We start from the raw sequence: 15,010 nt of genomic DNA, 5'->3' as shown, positions 1-15,010 counted from the left end.
GCGATGCCGGCGGGCATCGCGATGTGATAAGTCGCTTTTGTACGTATTCAGGCCGGATTTATAGCGGCGTCCTGCAGCTGTTTGATTTCGCTTTCCGTTAATTCGGTGAGCTGGATGACCAGCGACTGTTCCATTCCGTTTTCCAGCATCCGGTTAGCAATTTTTAGTCGGGCCTTTGCTTCACCTTTTTCAATGCCCCATTCAATAAAAAGCTCTTTGCCGTTTTTTTCCAGCCATTCGTTCAGCGTTTCCATTGACTCCTCCTGCGGTATATGATTTACCAGTCCATTGAAAAAAGCCTTAGGGTTTGCGGTATAACCGCGCTGCCCCATGTAGCTAAATAACACTTTTAGCTGTTCGGCGGTAGTATATCCCGTGTTCAGCAGGGCCCCCAATTGCTCCAGCAGAAGCATGAGATCCCGTTGCCGAATATGTTTCTGCAGGAGCTCCAGTATCGCAATGCGCCGGTGCTGCATAATCGCGTCGTCAGGGATCACCGTGATATCGACCAGCGGAAAAGGGCGGTTATAGATTATTTTTGCCCACTCCGGCGAGTCGAACAGGCTGTACCAGTTCATCGTGAAGGGATAGGGCGAGGTTTTGCCCTGATAAAAAAGAATGGGAACCACCAGTGGAAGATGCGTATTTCCCGCTTCCAGATGGCGCTGCATTGCGGCGACGGCATAGCGCATCAGGCGAAACGCCATCTGTTTGTCCGGCGAGCTTTGATGCTCAATAAGTACGTGGATATAGCCGGTCTTATTATTGATTTTCAAAGAGTACAGCACGTCGGAATAGTAGGCGCGCAGGTCTTCCTCAATAAAATTACCTGATTCCAGCTGTAGCGTATTGAGATCGCACTGCGCGCGCAGATCTGCCGGAAGATGGATATCGATAAAGTCTCTGGCTGTGTCGGTATGCGCCAGTAGCTGTTTGAAGATAGCATCATGCGGGGTGGGAGAAGATTGCGTTGTCATCCTGAGCGATCCCTGCGGCTAATTTTGCGCTCAGCATCGGCTTCGGGCTTCATTTTGTCCGCTGACGATTTTGACTTCTACGAGGCGTGATGATGACAATCTTTCGAAGCGATCGCGCTTGCAGATTGTTATGCGTGAACCCACGCAAATTGAGGCTTTGCGGCGAGATGACAGAGATATTGCCGGGACTGGGCAGTCCCGGCAATCAGGGTTACAGCTTCGCGAAGGCGTTACGCGCTGCGGCGACGGTATTGTCGATATCCTCTTCGCTATGAGCGATAGACATAAAGCCCGCTTCAAACGCCGACGGCGCCAGGTAGACGCCCTCTTCCAGCATCAGGTGGAAGAAGCGTTTAAACCGTTCTACATCGCACTTCACCACGTCCTGGTAGCAGGTCACGCTTGGCGCATCGGTAAAGAAAATGCCAAACATGCCGCCGACGTTATTCACCACCAGCGGAATACCGGCATCGCGAGCGGCGTCCAGCAGGCCCTGTGCCAGCTGGTTGGTGAGTTCAGTTAGGGTCTCATGTACGCCAGGCTGCGCCACTTCGCTTAAGCAGGCGAAACCTGCCGCCATGGCGATGGGGTTGCCGGAGAGGGTACCTGCCTGGTAAACCGGGCCGGTCGGAGCCAGGGCATCCATTACCTCGCGGCGACCGCCGAATGCGCCAACCGGCATACCGCCGCCGATGATCTTGCCAAGGCAGGTCAAATCCGGCACCACGCCGTAGTAATCCTGCGCGCCCGCCAGCGCCACGCGGAAGCCAGTCATGACTTCATCAATAATCAGCAGCGCGCCGAATTCGTCGCACAGCGCGCGCAGGCCCGGCAGAAACTCCGGCAGCGGTGGAATACAGTTCATATTACCGGCCACCGGCTCAACGATGATGCAGGCAATATCCTGTGGATACTGTTCGAACGCAGCACGGACCGAGGCCAGATCGTTATAGGTGCAGGTCAGGGTGTGTTTGGCGAAATCCGCCGGCACGCCCGGCGAGTTCGGCTGGCCAAGCGTCAGCGCACCTGAACCGGCTTTCACCAGCAGACAGTCGGCGTGACCGTGGTAGCAGCCTTCGAACTTGATAATTTTGTCGCGACCGGTAAAGCCACGCGCCAGGCGGATGGCGCTCATAGTGGCTTCGGTACCGGAGTTCACCATCCGGACCATATCCATGGTCGGGACCAGTTCGGTGACCAGCGCCGCCATTTTAACTTCCATCTCCGTTGGCGCGCCAAAGCTCAGGCCGCGCTCAGCAGCTTCAATAACCGCATTGCGGATTGCCGGATGGTTATGGCCCAGCACCATTGGGCCCCAGGAGCCGACATAATCGATATACGCTTTACCATCGACGTCGTAGAGATATGCGCCGTCGGCGCGCTCAATAAACAGCGGTGTGCCGCCGACGCCGGTGAAGGCGCGTACCGGAGAGTTCACGCCGCCGGGGATAAGTTCACGCGCAGCATTATACAGATTTTCAGATTTGCTCATTACCGGAGTCCTGGTTCGTGAAAAATGTTTTGTCGACTATTCTAAGTTATTCCAGGAAGGTTATGAAAGTTTTGCCCAATTGAAACAATGGGGGCGCAGCGCATTTTTTTGACGACGGAGCCTGTCCGGTTGGCTAGAATGCCCTTCTTTCTATTTGTATTACTAATCATTGATAATGGCATGAAAGCAGAAAATCCCTCTTCTTCAGCACATCAGTTCGTACGCGTTCGCCGCAGCGATGCCGTGCGTCGGTTGATTCAGCGTGATAAAACGCCGCTGGCGGTGTTATTGATGGCGGCCGTTGTCGGAACGCTGGCGGGGCTGGTTGGCGTCGCGTTTGAGAAAAGCGTCAACTGGGTGCAAAACGTGCGCATTGGCGCGCTGGTAGAGGTGGCAGACCACTGGTTTCTGGTCTGGCCGCTGGCTTTTATCCTCTCCGCTTTGCTGGCGATGGTGGGCTATTTCCTCGTCCGTCGTTTTGCGCCGGAAGCAGGCGGCTCCGGGATCCCGGAAATTGAAGGCGCGCTGGAGGAATTGCGTCCCGTTCGCTGGTGGCGCGTGCTGCCGGTGAAGTTTATCGGCGGCATGGGCACGTTGGGCGCGGGGATGGTGCTGGGGCGCGAAGGGCCGATGGTGCAGCTTGGGGGCAATCTTGGGCGCATGGTGGTGGACGTCTTCCGCATGCGCAGTCCGGAAGCGCGTCATACGCTTCTGGCGACCGGCGCCGCCGCGGGGCTCTCCGCCGCTTTTAACGCGCCGCTGGCCGGGATTCTGTTTATTATTGAAGAGATGCGCCCGCAGTTTCGCTACAACCTGATCTCCATTAAAGCCGTGTTTACCGGCGTGATTATGGCAACCATCGTTTTCCGTATCTTCAATGGCGATAAAGCGGTTATCGAGGTCGGTAAGCTCAGCAATGCGCCGGTCAACACGCTGTGGCTGTATTTGATCCTTGGGATGATTTTTGGCTGCGTGGGTCCGTTATTTAATACGCTGGTGCTGCGTACCCAGGATATGTTCCAGCGGATTCACGGCGGCAACATCAAGAAATGGGTGCTGATTGGCGGCCTGATCGGCGGTAGCTGCGGCGTGCTGGGACTGATTCAGCCGGCAGCGTCCGGCGGCGGATTTAACCTGATCCCCATCGCCGCGGCGGGCAATTTTTCCGTTGGCCTGCTGCTATTTATTTTTATCGCGAGGGTGATTACCACGCTGCTCTGCTTCTCTTCCGGCGCGCCGGGCGGAATTTTTGCCCCGATGCTGGCGCTGGGGACGCTGCTGGGTACGGCGTTTGGTATGGCAGCGACGCCGCTGTTTCCGGCGTATCATCTGGATGCGGGAACCTTTGCCATTGCCGGTATGGGGGCGCTGCTTGCCGCCTCGGTCCGGGCGCCGTTGACCGGTATCGTGCTGGTGCTGGAGATGACCGATAATTATCAGCTCATTTTGCCAATGATTATTACCTGCCTCGGCGCAACACTATTGGCACAATTCCTCGGCGGTAAGCCTTTATACTCGACTATTCTGCAGCGTACTCTCGCAAAACAAAAAGCGGAACAGGAAGCCAGGGCGCAGCCTGTCGGCGGGGAGAATACTTGAACGATTTACTCGGGTATTAGATAATGGCTCAAAAGGTCGGGTTATTCTTTAACCGGTCAGAAGTATCAATGGGAGCATAAAATGAGTGATGACGTAGCGTTGCCGCTGGAGTTTACCGAAGCCGCAGCGATTAAAGTAAAAGACCTGATTGCGGATGAAGACAATCCGAACCTGAAACTGCGCGTGTACATCACCGGCGGTGGCTGCAGCGGTTTCCAGTACGGCTTCACCTTTGACGATCAGGTTAACGAAGGCGATATGACTATCGAGAAGCAGGGCGTCGGCCTGGTGGTTGACCCAATGAGCCTGCAGTATCTGGTCGGCGGCGCCGTCGATTATACCGAGGGACTGGAAGGTTCGCGTTTTATCGTGACCAACCCGAATGCGAAAAGCACCTGCGGCTGCGGCTCCTCATTCAGCGTCTAAAGATAGTGCGATCGTGAGCCCCTTCTTCCGCAGGGAGAGGGAGCAAACATTAAAAACGGTAACGTTAAGGTTACCGTTTTGCTTTTATTACCGTCCATTCTCATCAAGTGCAAACGTTGGCAGCTTCAGGTGCCAGCGGATTGCCGCCAGCCGAATCACCAGCGTAACCACCATCCCTGACATCGCCGCGTTTTCTAACGGAACCTGGAAGGTGTAGTGCGCCGTTGCGTGTACGATACCGCCAACGATGCAGGCGGTCGCGTAGATTTCCGTACGCAGAATCATCGGGATTTCGCGCGCCAGCACGTCGCGAATAATCCCTCCACCGACGCCGGTGACGACGCCCATGCAGATGGCCACCAGCGGTCCGCTATGAGCAAGGAAGGCTTTGTTGACGCCGATCCCGACAAATACTGCCAGGCCGACGGCGTCCAGTACCGGCAACACCCATTTCGGTAACCGACGCGGCTGGCGCACCAGCAGGATAGTCAGCATGCTGGTGACCATGGCCACTACCAGATCGGTAGGATCTTTAACCCAAAATACCGGGCCGTTAGCAAGGGCCATATCACGAATGGTTCCGCCGCCCACTGCGGTCACCACGCCTAACACCAGCACGCCGAAAGGGTCCATGCGCAGCTTTCCAGCCAGCAGGACGCCAGAGATGGCAAACACGGCGGTGCCAATAATATCCAGCCAATAGACAAGCATCGTCAGTTCCCACTTATAGTCTACCCCATCAAGCTATTTCATTTGCCAGTTTGACCCTGGTCAGCGCTGACGAACCTCACGTACTGCGTGTACGCTGCGGTTGTTCCTCGCTGTGTTCCAGACTGTCTGCAACAATAGCGCCTGGTGAGATAGGTTCTGAGCACCTGGGTTATCAGGTGATTATTTTACCTGTTCGAGCGCAGTACAGAGTTGTTTTGCGGCGAGGATAATACGTGGGCTCGCGCGTTCAAACCAGTCGCCATGTAGCGCAATAAAAGAAATTTTTAGCTGATTCTGCCAATAGCGCTCAACGGCGGGAAGTTTACTGGCATCGCCGGCGATAACAATAGCCTGCGGCTGCCTTGCCAGCACCTGTTCACGGCTAACCTGCGGCCAGGGAACCCGGCTGGCGGCAAAAATGTTTTCTCCCCCGCACAGCGTCAGAACCTGATCCTGAATCGAGCCTTTGCTGGTCGTAAAGAGAGGGTTGGCGCCGAACTGTAAAAAAACGCGTTTTTTTGGCACGTTGGCATAGCGGACTTTCAGCTTCTGGTACTCACTTTGCATATTCTGCGCCGCCTGCTGCGCCTTTTCCGGCTGCGGGCTCCACTGCGCCAGCTGGCGAAGCGTCGCGATAATGTCTTCAATGGTCGACGTTTCGACCCAGATGACTTTTATCCCGAGCGAGCTTAGCTGATTGACCTGCCGCTCAGCGTTACCGCCGCGCCAGGCCAGCACCAGGTCGGGTTTGAGGGCGACGATACGTTCCAGATTCATCCCCTGCCAGCTGGAGACCTGCTCTATCTTTGCGGCTTCAGGGGGATAATCGGAATAACTGCTGACGCCAACTGGCGTAATGCCGGCGGCAAACGCCAGTTCTGTATTGGCGGGAGAGAGCGTCACCACCCGCGGCGCGGCGAAAAGCCACGCCGGGGCGAGCAGCAGCAGGGCGGCAAGCGCCGTTATAAACGACTTAGCCACGGGCCAGGTGCTGCACCAGGTTTTCCACCATCAGGGTGGATTGTTTCGCGGCAACGGCGAGAAACTCGTCGAAGCTGAGATGCGACTGCTGATCGGCAACATCGGAGATGGCGCGAACGACTACAAAAGGTACGCCATAGTTGTGGCAGACGTGCGCGATGGCCGTGGCTTCCATTTCTACCGCGACGGCCTGCGGGAAGTTGTGACGGATTTTTGCGAGACCAATGGAACCATTGATGAAAGCATCGCCGCTGACGATGAGCCCGCGTACCGCGTTAAGGTTGAGCGCTTTGATGCAGGTCTCTGCGGCGGCAATCAGCTTCTCATCGGCTTTGAAACCGGCCGGACAGCCCGGCAGCTGACCATACTCATAGCCAAACGCGGTAACGTCCGCATCGTGATAGCGCGTTTCGTCGGAAACGACGATATCGCCGACCTTCAGGGTTGATGCCAGACCGCCCGCAGAACCGGTGTTGATAATCACATCCGGCTTACAGTGTTCCATCAACAGGGTCGCGCCCATGGCGGCGGCAACTTTGCCGATACCCGATTTCAACAGAGCGACGTCAATACCCTGAAGCTGGCCGGTGTAGATTTCGCTGCCGCCGATAGTGATAGTCTGGCGGTTGTCGATTTTGTCGCGCAGAAGGGTAACTTCCTCTTCCATTGCGCCAATAATGCCGATTTTCATAGATTTACTCGCGATGTGTGGGTTTTAGCGGCATAGTCTATCATGCGCTTAGAAGGAAACGTTATTGCTCGCTCGGGGGAGATCATGGCTAAGATCGATTTTCGCAACAAGATTAACTGGCGTCGCCGCTACCGTTCACCGCAGGGCGTTGAGACGGAGCGAGAAATCCTGCGAATTTTCGAAAGCGATCGCGGGCGCATCATTAACTCGCCGGCGATCCGCCGGCTGCAGCAAAAAACTCAGGTTTTCCCGCTGGAGCGCAACGCTGCGGTGCGTACGCGGTTGACCCACTCCCTGGAAGTGCAGCAGGTGGGCCGCTATATCGCTAAAGAGGTGCTGAGCCGGCTGAAAGAGCAGAAGCTGCTCGAACGCTACGGGCTGGATGAGCTCACCGGGCCGTTTGAGAGCATTGTTGAAATGGCCTGCCTGATGCACGATATCGGCAATCCGCCATTTGGTCATTTTGGCGAGGCGGCAATTAACGATTGGTTCAGCCAGCGGCTTTTTCCCGGCGATGCGGCCACCCAGCCGTTAACCGACGATCGCTGCGTGGTTGCGGCGTTGCGCCTGCAGGAAGGCGATAGCCAACTGAATGAGCTTCGCCGTAAAGTTCGCCAGGATTTGTGCTGGTTTGAGGGAAATGCGCAGGGCATTCGGTTAGTGCATACGCTGATGCGAATGAATCTGACCTGGGCGCAGGTGGGCTGTATTTTAAAATATACCCGTCCGGCATGGTGGCGCGGGGAACCGCCGGCCAGCCACAATTATTTAATGAAGAAACCTGGTTATTATTTAGCCGAAGAAGGCTATGTTGCGAGGTTGCGTAAAGAACTGGATCTGGCTCCTTACAATCGATTCCCATTAACGTGGATTATGGAAGCCGCGGATGATATCTCATATTGCGTTGCCGACCTTGAGGATGCGGTAGAAAAACGCATCTTCAGCGTAGAGCAGCTTTATCAGCATCTCTATGAGGCCTGGGGGGTTCACGAAAAAGGCTCCTTGTTTAATCAAGTTGTCGAAAACGCCTGGGAGAAATCGCGTGCGAATTCTCTGAGTCGCAGCACTGAAGATCAGTTTTTTATGTATTTACGGGTGAATACGCTCAATAGGCTGGTACCGTACGCGGCGCGTCGGTTTATTGATAACCTGGAGAAGATTTTCAGCGGCGATTTTAATCACGCGCTGCTTGAAGACGATAGTGATTGCAGTCAGCTGCTTGAGCTATACAAAAATGTTGCGGTAAAACATGTGTTTAGCCATCCTGACGTTGAGCAGCTGGAACTGCAAGGTTATCGAGTGATTAGTGGTTTGTTAGATATATACCAGCCGTTGCTAAAATTATCGCTCGATGAGTTTAGTCTGCTGGTGGAAAAAGAGCGGGTGCGGAGTTTACCGATTGCTTCGCGTCTGTTCCAGAAACTTTCGACTCGCCATCGGCTGGCTTACGTCGAGGCCGTAAATAAGATTTCACGCAGTAATCCGGAATTTCCGGTGATGGAATATTATTATCGCTGTCGTCTCATTCAGGACTATATCAGCGGAATGACCGACTTGTATGCATGGGATGAATATCGTCGCCTGATGGCCGTAGAATAAGGCTGAGTTTTGTAAAGACGGACAATAAATTTTTACTTTTACCAAAACTTCATTCCGGAACTTCGCGCTATAAAATGACTCTGATAGTCACCTACACAGCAACTATTCGTTATCTGAAATCGAGATTGAAACATATGAAAAAAACCACGTTAGCAATGAGTGCCCTGGCTCTGAGTTTAGGTCTGGCGTTGTCCCCTCTCTCTGCGAGCGCGGCGGAAACAGCTTCTTCGGCAACTAATGCGCAGCAGATGCCAAGCCTGGCGCCGATGCTGGAAAAAGTGATGCCGTCGGTCGTGAGCATTAACGTTGAGGGGAGCACCACCGTTAATACGCCGCGGATGCCGCGAAACTTCCAGCAGTTCTTTGGCGATAATTCACCATTCTGCCAGGATGGTTCACCGTTCCAGAGCTCTCCGTTCTGTCAGGGCGGCGGACAAGGCGGCGCGCCGGGCGGTAACGGCGGACAGCAGCAGAAATTTATGGCCCTCGGTTCCGGGGTCATCATTGATGCCGCTAAAGGCTATGTCGTCACCAACAACCACGTCGTGGATAACGCGACAACCATTAAAGTTCAGCTGAGCGATGGCCGTAAGTTCGACGCGAAAGTCGTCGGCAAAGACCCGCGTTCTGATATTGCGCTGATTCAAATTCAGGATCCGAAAAACCTGAGCGCGATTAAACTGGCGGACTCTGACGCTCTGCGCGTCGGCGATTACACCGTAGCGATCGGTAACCCGTTTGGTCTGGGCGAAACCGTGACCTCGGGGATCGTCTCCGCGTTAGGTCGTAGCGGCCTGAACGTTGAAAACTATGAGAACTTTATCCAGACCGATGCGGCTATTAACCGCGGTAACTCCGGCGGCGCGTTGGTTAACCTGAACGGCGAGCTGATCGGTATCAACACCGCGATTCTGGCGCCGGACGGCGGCAACATTGGTATCGGCTTCGCTATTCCGAGCAACATGGTAAAAAACCTGACCGATCAGATGGTTAAGTTTGGCCAAGTGAAGCGCGGTGAGCTGGGTATCATGGGTACCGAGCTGAATTCCGAGCTGGCGAAAGCGATGAAAGTTGATGCGCAGCGCGGCGCGTTCGTCAGCCAGGTCATGCCAAACTCGGCCGCCGCTAAGGCGGGCATTAAAGCCGGCGATGTGATTACCACGCTGAACGGTAAATCGATCAGCAGCTTCGCCGCTCTGCGTGCCCAGGTGGGTACCATGCCGATCGGCAGCAAAGTCGAGCTTGGCCTGCTGCGCGACGGTAAGCCGGTGACGGTGACCGTTGAGCTGCAGCAGAGCAACCAGAATCAGGTTGATTCCAGCACGATCTTCAACGGTATTGAAGGTGCGGAAATGAGCAACAAAGGCCAGGACAAAGGCGTCGTGGTGAGCAACGTGAAAGCGGGCACTCCGGCGGCGCAGATTGGCCTGAAAAAAGGCGATATCATCGTTGGCGCTAACCAGCAACCGGTGAAAAATATTGCCGACCTGCGCAAAATCTTTGATGCCAAGCCATCTGTTCTGGCGCTGAACATTCAGCGCGGCGATGCGACTATTTATCTGCTGATGCAGTAATTCGTCGCCGTCTGCAAAGCCCCTTCTCTCCTTGCGGAGGGAAGGGGCTTTTTCTTTCTGCTGAGGGTTCCATTTTTGGTTCTGTGACATCTTCCACAACTCCATACTTCTCTCCCCGGCTTTGGGCAAATGCACAATGCGGCGTTTTGCCAACTCTTCTATGCTGGTAGCCTGCTCACGGGAGGGTTACATGGCTGGCTGGCATCTTGATACCAAAATGGCGCAGGATATCGTGGCGCGCACGATGCGCATCATTGATACCAATATTAACGTGATGGATGCCCGAGGGCGCATTATCGGCAGCGGTGACCGCGAGCGAATTGGTGAATTGCACGAAGGGGCGCTGCTGGTGCTTTCTCAGGGACGGGTTGTCGACATTGATGATGCCGTTGCCCGCCACCTGCACGGCGTGCGTCAGGGGATCAATCTGCCGCTGCGTCTGGAAGGAGAGATCGTCGGCGTAATCGGTCTGACCGGGGAACCGGAGTCGCTGCGCAAATACGGGGAACTGGTTTGTATGACCGCCGAGATGATGCTGGAACAATCGCGGCTGATGCATCTCCTGGCCCAGGATAGCCGTTTGCGCGAAGAGCTGGTCATGAACCTGATTCAGGCGGAAGAGAACACGCCGGCACTGACTGAGTGGGCGCAGCGTCTGGGGATCGATCTCAATCAACCGCGCGTCGTGGCGATGATTGAAGTGGATAGCGGCCAGCTGGGCGTCGATAGCGCGATGGCGGAACTGCAGCAGCTGCAAACCGCGCTGACCACGCCGGATCGTAATAATCTGGTGGCCATTGTCTCGCTGACCGAGATGGTGGTGCTGAAGCCCGCGCTGAACGCCTTTGGGCGCTGGGATGCAGAAGATCACTGCAAACGCGTTGAGCAGCTAATTAGCCGGATGAAAGAGAACGGTCAGCTGCGTTTTCGCGTGGCGCTGGGCAATTTCTTTACCGGGCCGGGCAGCATTGCTCGCTCGTACCGCACCGCCCGAACCACGATGATGGTCGGCAAGCAGCGGATGCCGGAAAGCCGTAGCTATTTCTACCAGGATTTGATGCTGCCGGTCCTGCTGGATAGCCTGCGCGGTGGCTGGCAGGCCAATGAGCTGGCGCGCCCGCTGGTTCGCCTGAAGGCGATGGATAACAACGGCCTGCTGCGCCGTACTTTACAGGCCTGGTTTCGTCATAACGTGCAGCCGTTGGCGACCTCCAAAGCGCTATTTATCCATCGTAATACGCTGGAATATCGCTTGAACCGTATTTCTGAACTGACGGGGCTGGATTTGGGAAATTTTGACGATCGTCTGCTGCTGTATATTGCGCTCCAGCTGGATGAGCAGCGTTAAAAACACTCCCGCCGCAGGCGGGAGTGGGAATGGCGGATTACAGGCGCTGCAGTCCGCGGGCCGTGACTTGCCAGGAGACGGTATTAGGCTGTGGCCAGGAATGACCATTTAACGGATTGATGATGACGGAGCGATCTCCGGCTTCGGCATGAAAGACTTCGACGATATAGCCCTCATCAAGTATTGCCGTATCTATATAATCGCCAAGCTGCGATGAGCCTTTAATGGACTGGCGATAAACCACCGAGCCGCGCGTATTGTAGACATTTACCGTGGCATAGGTCGTCGTAAATTGCTTATTCGGCACCCCAGGGCTGGCGGTAAAGGTCAGCACGCCGCCGCCAATATCCATCTCCATCGTCGCGAAACGGGTATTATTTTCGCCGAGCAGCTGCCAGGTGAAGAGATCGCCGTAAAGCTCTGTTGCCCCCTCCTCAGCATCAGGGGTTTCCTCATCCTGCTCTTCGGGTATAAGCGAACAGGTCGTCAGCCCATCCTTTACTACCCGCCAGCGGTTGTGCTGCTTCAGCGTAATGGCGCGATGAGTCGTATCGTTGCTGGCGCTGGAGCGGAATGGCTCATCATGGAAAACCTCGATGATCATATTTTCAGCGAGCGCGATAGTCTCGCTGTTTGCCAGGTTGTTGGTCGCTCCGGCATAGCTGCGGTGATAAACCACCGTTTCGTCTGCTCCGGTTACCGTAATGCTGGCATAGGTATGGGAGACATAATACGGGTGCGGCGCGCCGGTACGCGTAGCGACCGTCATTGCGTGCTGCTGATTATCGATAACGATCTGGCAAAAATCTTTATTGCCTTGCCCTCTGAGATTGAGGGTAACGCTTTTGCCCGTCAGTTCGCCCGGTTCGCTATTATCCTGGGGCAGGACGTCGGCATACTCTTTGAGCAATTTGCTGCGCTGAGGCTCTTCCATACGAGAGAGCAGCAGCCAGAGATCGTTTTTACTTACGCTCTCTTCCTGTGCTAACAGCCATGGCTTGCTACGTATCGCCAGAGCGTTGTGTTCGAAAATAGCCTGTAAGTCTTCTGCCGGATTATTGTCGAGGATAAAGTTATAAAGCCCATTACCATCAATGCGCATCAGCTGGAATTTCTCACCTGCGACCAGCGTTAAATATCCCGGAGAGGCTTTCAGTCGTCCCGGCTCGACGTGAGTAATATATAAGTGATAGTGAGGACCGAAGGGAATAATCTCCTTACCGGTGGCGCAGTTCGTGCCGTTCATTTTGCGCTCAAATACCTTTTCGCCGCTGGCGGAAAGGACGCATACGCCAGCATAGAGCGTATCGGGATAGTAGCTATGCGGCGTGGCGCTGATAACGTTTAGAATAAGTTGCTGATTTTCATAATCGATATCAAGGCGCGCAAATGGCGCATCGCCAAGACCTAAAAAGCTCATCGTTACGTTACGCACGCTGGTATCGCTTTGTCGGGTGTAGTTGACGGTAGCCGTATTGATGCCTTCTTTGACGACGATATGGCTGATGTCCGGACGATATTTTTGTGAACGGCCTTTCGGTGGATCGATCTGGTAAATGCCGATGGGAAGGTCATTCAGGGTCAAGGTGTTATCATCGACTATCAGTGAATAACGCGTACCGCAATTATCCTTAATAGTCAGCGTCCGACCATAGATTTGATCCGGCTGGTCGATATTGAGCGTCAGCGATAGCGTACCTGTTTTACCTAAAGCCGCCAGTTCGCTGTTATCCACCAGCCAGACGAAAGAGTCCAGCCCCAGCTGACGACGTGCGCTATCCCATTCATTTTGTGGTAGAAGAAGATATAGCGGATAAAGCGGTTTTGCCGCCAGCGTAGCGATATATTCCCGAGTGGCGTTTTCCAGGGGGAGACCGCCTAGCGCAATGAACGGAGTGACATCATACCCTGCGGCGGTAGCAATAGCGGTAGCCAGCATATCGGCAAGCTGGTGATCGGATGGCTGGAAGCCATTGCTATTGGCCAGTACACGATAGTTCTGGTTGAAGGCGCGGAAGGCTTTAGTTCCCGCTTTGAGCAGCATCAGCATCAGAAATTGCAGACGCGGACGCAGGCCCCAGCGGGCGACGGGCGTCTGGTCTTTAATACAGGTCATCAGCTGAACTTCCTGCACGGCCTGCTGACCATAGTCATAGAGCCAACCATCAATATAGAGATGATCGTCCTGGCTCAGCGTGAGCTGCTGGTAGAAAGAAGCGTAAATGTTGTTCCACACTTCGTTGACGGGCAGCGTTGTGTCCTGCATAAATTTGCCCTGATAGCCGTGGCCAATCTCGTGCAGGATCACCCACTGTGTGGTGACATTATCCAGCCAGCCTTCGCCAATGGTTGCGGAAGTATGCCCGCACCATCCGGTATCGTAATAAGCCGCACCGACGCCATGTTTATCGGCTCTTACAAAATAGCGGGTGGCAATATCCTGATTCAACGGCGAATCCGGCTTATCGCTTAACCCAGCCCAGTCGTTATAGCATTTAAAAAGGTGAGTGTAATAAGCGTGTAACGCGGGTAAGCCCGCTTTCAACGCATTATCGCGGTCGGCATAGGGCAGCAGCAGATTGATAACATCCAAATCAAGCAGCGCGAATGACGATCTATTTTTTTCCCAGTTAAGGAAAAATTCATCCTCAGATTGGCCCGCTTTCCAGCAGGGTAGTGGTTTAGTTGCCGCGGGTTGCTGATAGATGACGGTGAACTCGCAGGGCTGGTCGGTAAACAACGTATCGATAAAAGGGACGGTATCAACGGCTGCGCTGACCGTTTTCCAGCCGGTGGCCAGCGTACAGGTTTTTTCTGCCGCGGTATCGTCGCAGAGCAGGCGCAGCGTCGCATTACCGTTACTCATATCCGGCTGGCGGATTTGCAGCACCGTATTGGCGGGCAGAATAAAGCCCAGCGGCTGACGATCGTGCCGGCGTCCTTTTTCAAAACCGGCATTATCCAGCCAGGGCGCAGATTGCAGGGTATAACATGTTTGTTCAATTTCCAGTGTCATAGTATGACCTCCTTTTTAGGTGGAAAATGAACATACATGTCCTTATTTTATTATGTAATTCATGTGGATAGCAAAATGAGATGAAATGAGATGAGAGACGAAAATCTGAGACTCACTGAGTTTGCAGATGAGGCATGAGTGAGAGAAGAGAGGGAAACAGGGCCAGACTCTGGCCCGTATCAGGCTTATTTATTTCGCGTCAGTTTTTCCAGATCGGATTCAATTTCGCTGATCTTATTCGTGACAACGCTTTCCAGGTGACGCAGGTCGTCCAGGATCTTACGTTTCAGATCGATTTCGGTGCGATCGCGCTGACAGATTTGATCCAGCTCGTCGATGATATAGCGTAGGTTAGGGCTAATCTCCTGAACTTCTTTATAGCCCTGGCCCACGCCGTCGGCGACCACGGTTTTACGCTGACGCGGATATTTAAACTTGACGCTCTTGGCGAAGAACTCGCCTTTATCCTTCTGAAAGTAGATTTTCAGAATATCGTTATTGGCTTCCTGCCGCAGGCTATAGCGATCGATTTCATCAGGATTGGTAATACCAAGACTTTTCAGATTATCGTACATAACGGTACCTTTGATATCATC

General features: G+C 54.2%; 12 protein-coding genes. 5 read left to right on the top strand and 7 right to left on the bottom strand.

The window, feature by feature from the left end:
* Positions 1–47: 47 nt before the first annotated feature.
* Positions 48–977, bottom strand: a complete 930-nt coding sequence (locus K2184_RS17415) for an Rpn family recombination-promoting nuclease/putative transposase (RefSeq protein ID WP_064370761.1) — start codon at positions 975–977, stop codon at positions 48–50.
* A 211-nt stretch (positions 978–1,188) separates the two neighbouring features.
* The gene (gene hemL / locus K2184_RS17410; RefSeq protein ID WP_004107964.1) at positions 1,189–2,469 is read right to left on the bottom strand and encodes a glutamate-1-semialdehyde 2,1-aminomutase; all 1,281 of its coding nucleotides are present in this window, start codon (positions 2,467–2,469) and stop codon (positions 1,189–1,191) included.
* Positions 2,470–2,649: 180 nt separating this feature from the next.
* Here hemL and clcA point away from each other — a divergent pair, with 180 nt between their 5' ends.
* Positions 2,650–4,068, top strand: coding sequence for a H(+)/Cl(-) exchange transporter ClcA (gene clcA / locus K2184_RS17405; RefSeq protein ID WP_032692291.1), 1,419 nt, complete (start codon positions 2,650–2,652; stop codon positions 4,066–4,068).
* An 81-nt stretch (positions 4,069–4,149) separates the two neighbouring features.
* The gene (gene erpA / locus K2184_RS17400) at positions 4,150–4,494 is read left to right on the top strand and encodes an iron-sulfur cluster insertion protein ErpA (protein WP_004098733.1); all 345 of its coding nucleotides are present in this window, start codon (positions 4,150–4,152) and stop codon (positions 4,492–4,494) included.
* Positions 4,495–4,581: 87 nt separating this feature from the next.
* Here erpA and K2184_RS17395 read toward each other — a convergent pair whose 3' ends face one another.
* From K2184_RS17395 to mtnN, 3 genes are all read right to left on the bottom strand, one after another.
* Entirely contained in the window at positions 4,582–5,205 is a 624-nt protein-coding gene (locus K2184_RS17395; RefSeq protein WP_004107962.1) for a TRIC cation channel family protein, read from the bottom strand.
* 180 nt (positions 5,206–5,385) lie between these two features.
* Complete coding sequence (btuF, locus tag K2184_RS17390) at positions 5,386–6,186, bottom strand: vitamin B12 ABC transporter substrate-binding protein BtuF (RefSeq protein ID WP_049095139.1); 801 nt, start codon at positions 6,184–6,186, stop codon at positions 5,386–5,388.
* On the bottom strand, positions 6,179–6,877 hold the full coding sequence (gene mtnN / locus K2184_RS17385) for a 5'-methylthioadenosine/S-adenosylhomocysteine nucleosidase (protein WP_004107960.1): 699 nt from the start codon (positions 6,875–6,877) through the stop codon (positions 6,179–6,181). Before mtnN ends, btuF begins: the two co-directional genes overlap by 8 nt.
* 84 nt (positions 6,878–6,961) lie before the next feature.
* On the opposite strand from mtnN, the gene dgt reads away from it, so the two are divergent.
* The 3 genes from dgt to cdaR all read left to right on the top strand — a co-directional run bounded on the left by dgt (position 6,962) and on the right by cdaR (position 11,398).
* Positions 6,962–8,476, top strand: coding sequence for a dGTPase (gene dgt / locus K2184_RS17380; RefSeq protein WP_163524521.1), 1,515 nt, complete (start codon positions 6,962–6,964; stop codon positions 8,474–8,476).
* Positions 8,477–8,610: 134 nt separating this feature from the next.
* Positions 8,611–10,050 (top strand): serine endoprotease DegP, encoded by a 1,440-nt coding sequence (gene degP, locus K2184_RS17375; RefSeq protein ID WP_004107952.1) that lies wholly within the window; start codon positions 8,611–8,613, stop codon positions 10,048–10,050.
* A gap of 190 nt (positions 10,051–10,240) precedes the next feature.
* Positions 10,241–11,398: a DNA-binding transcriptional regulator CdaR gene (gene cdaR / locus K2184_RS17370; protein WP_004098741.1), complete on the top strand. Its 1,158-nt coding sequence runs from the start codon at positions 10,241–10,243 to the stop codon at positions 11,396–11,398.
* Between the two features lie 37 nt (positions 11,399–11,435).
* Here the strand turns inward: cdaR and K2184_RS17365 are convergent, their stop codons facing one another.
* Both K2184_RS17365 and K2184_RS17360 read right to left on the bottom strand, forming a co-directional pair.
* Entirely contained in the window at positions 11,436–14,414 is a 2,979-nt protein-coding gene (locus K2184_RS17365) for a putative mucin/carbohydrate-binding domain-containing protein (RefSeq protein WP_163524509.1), read from the bottom strand.
* Between the two features lie 185 nt (positions 14,415–14,599).
* A complete protein-coding gene (locus K2184_RS17360) occupies positions 14,600–14,989 on the bottom strand; it encodes a DUF3461 family protein (protein WP_004098742.1) in 390 nt (129 codons plus the stop codon).
* Positions 14,990–15,010 lie beyond the last annotated feature (21 nt).

This window comes from Klebsiella sp. K5-306 (assembly GCF_051835185.1).
Lineage (GTDB): Bacteria > Pseudomonadota > Gammaproteobacteria > Enterobacterales > Enterobacteriaceae > Klebsiella > Klebsiella oxytoca.
Note: the sequence above shows the minus strand (reverse complement) of the source record. Positions and strands in the feature narration are given on the sequence as shown.

Bases quoted from the DNA above. Each gene is read 5' to 3' on its own strand.
- K2184_RS17395 (WP_004107962.1), bottom strand. From the start codon at position 5,205: ATGCTTGTCTATTGGCTGGATATTATTGGCACCGCCGTGTTTGCCATC.
- hemL (WP_004107964.1), bottom strand. From the start codon at position 2,469: ATGAGCAAATCTGAAAATCTGTATAATGCTGCGCGTGAACTTATCCCC.
- mtnN (WP_004107960.1), bottom strand. From the start codon at position 6,877: ATGAAAATCGGCATTATTGGCGCAATGGAAGAGGAAGTTACCCTTCTG.
- clcA (WP_032692291.1), top strand. From the start codon at position 2,650: ATGAAAGCAGAAAATCCCTCTTCTTCAGCACATCAGTTCGTACGCGTT.
- degP (WP_004107952.1), top strand. From the start codon at position 8,611: ATGAAAAAAACCACGTTAGCAATGAGTGCCCTGGCTCTGAGTTTAGGT.
- erpA (WP_004098733.1), top strand. From the start codon at position 4,150: ATGAGTGATGACGTAGCGTTGCCGCTGGAGTTTACCGAAGCCGCAGCG.
- K2184_RS17360 (WP_004098742.1), bottom strand. From the start codon at position 14,989: ATGTACGATAATCTGAAAAGTCTTGGTATTACCAATCCTGATGAAATC.
- dgt (WP_163524521.1), top strand. From the start codon at position 6,962: ATGGCTAAGATCGATTTTCGCAACAAGATTAACTGGCGTCGCCGCTAC.
- K2184_RS17365 (WP_163524509.1), bottom strand. From the start codon at position 14,414: ATGACACTGGAAATTGAACAAACATGTTATACCCTGCAATCTGCGCCC.
- K2184_RS17415 (WP_064370761.1), bottom strand. From the start codon at position 977: ATGACAACGCAATCTTCTCCCACCCCGCATGATGCTATCTTCAAACAG.
- cdaR (WP_004098741.1), top strand. From the start codon at position 10,241: ATGGCTGGCTGGCATCTTGATACCAAAATGGCGCAGGATATCGTGGCG.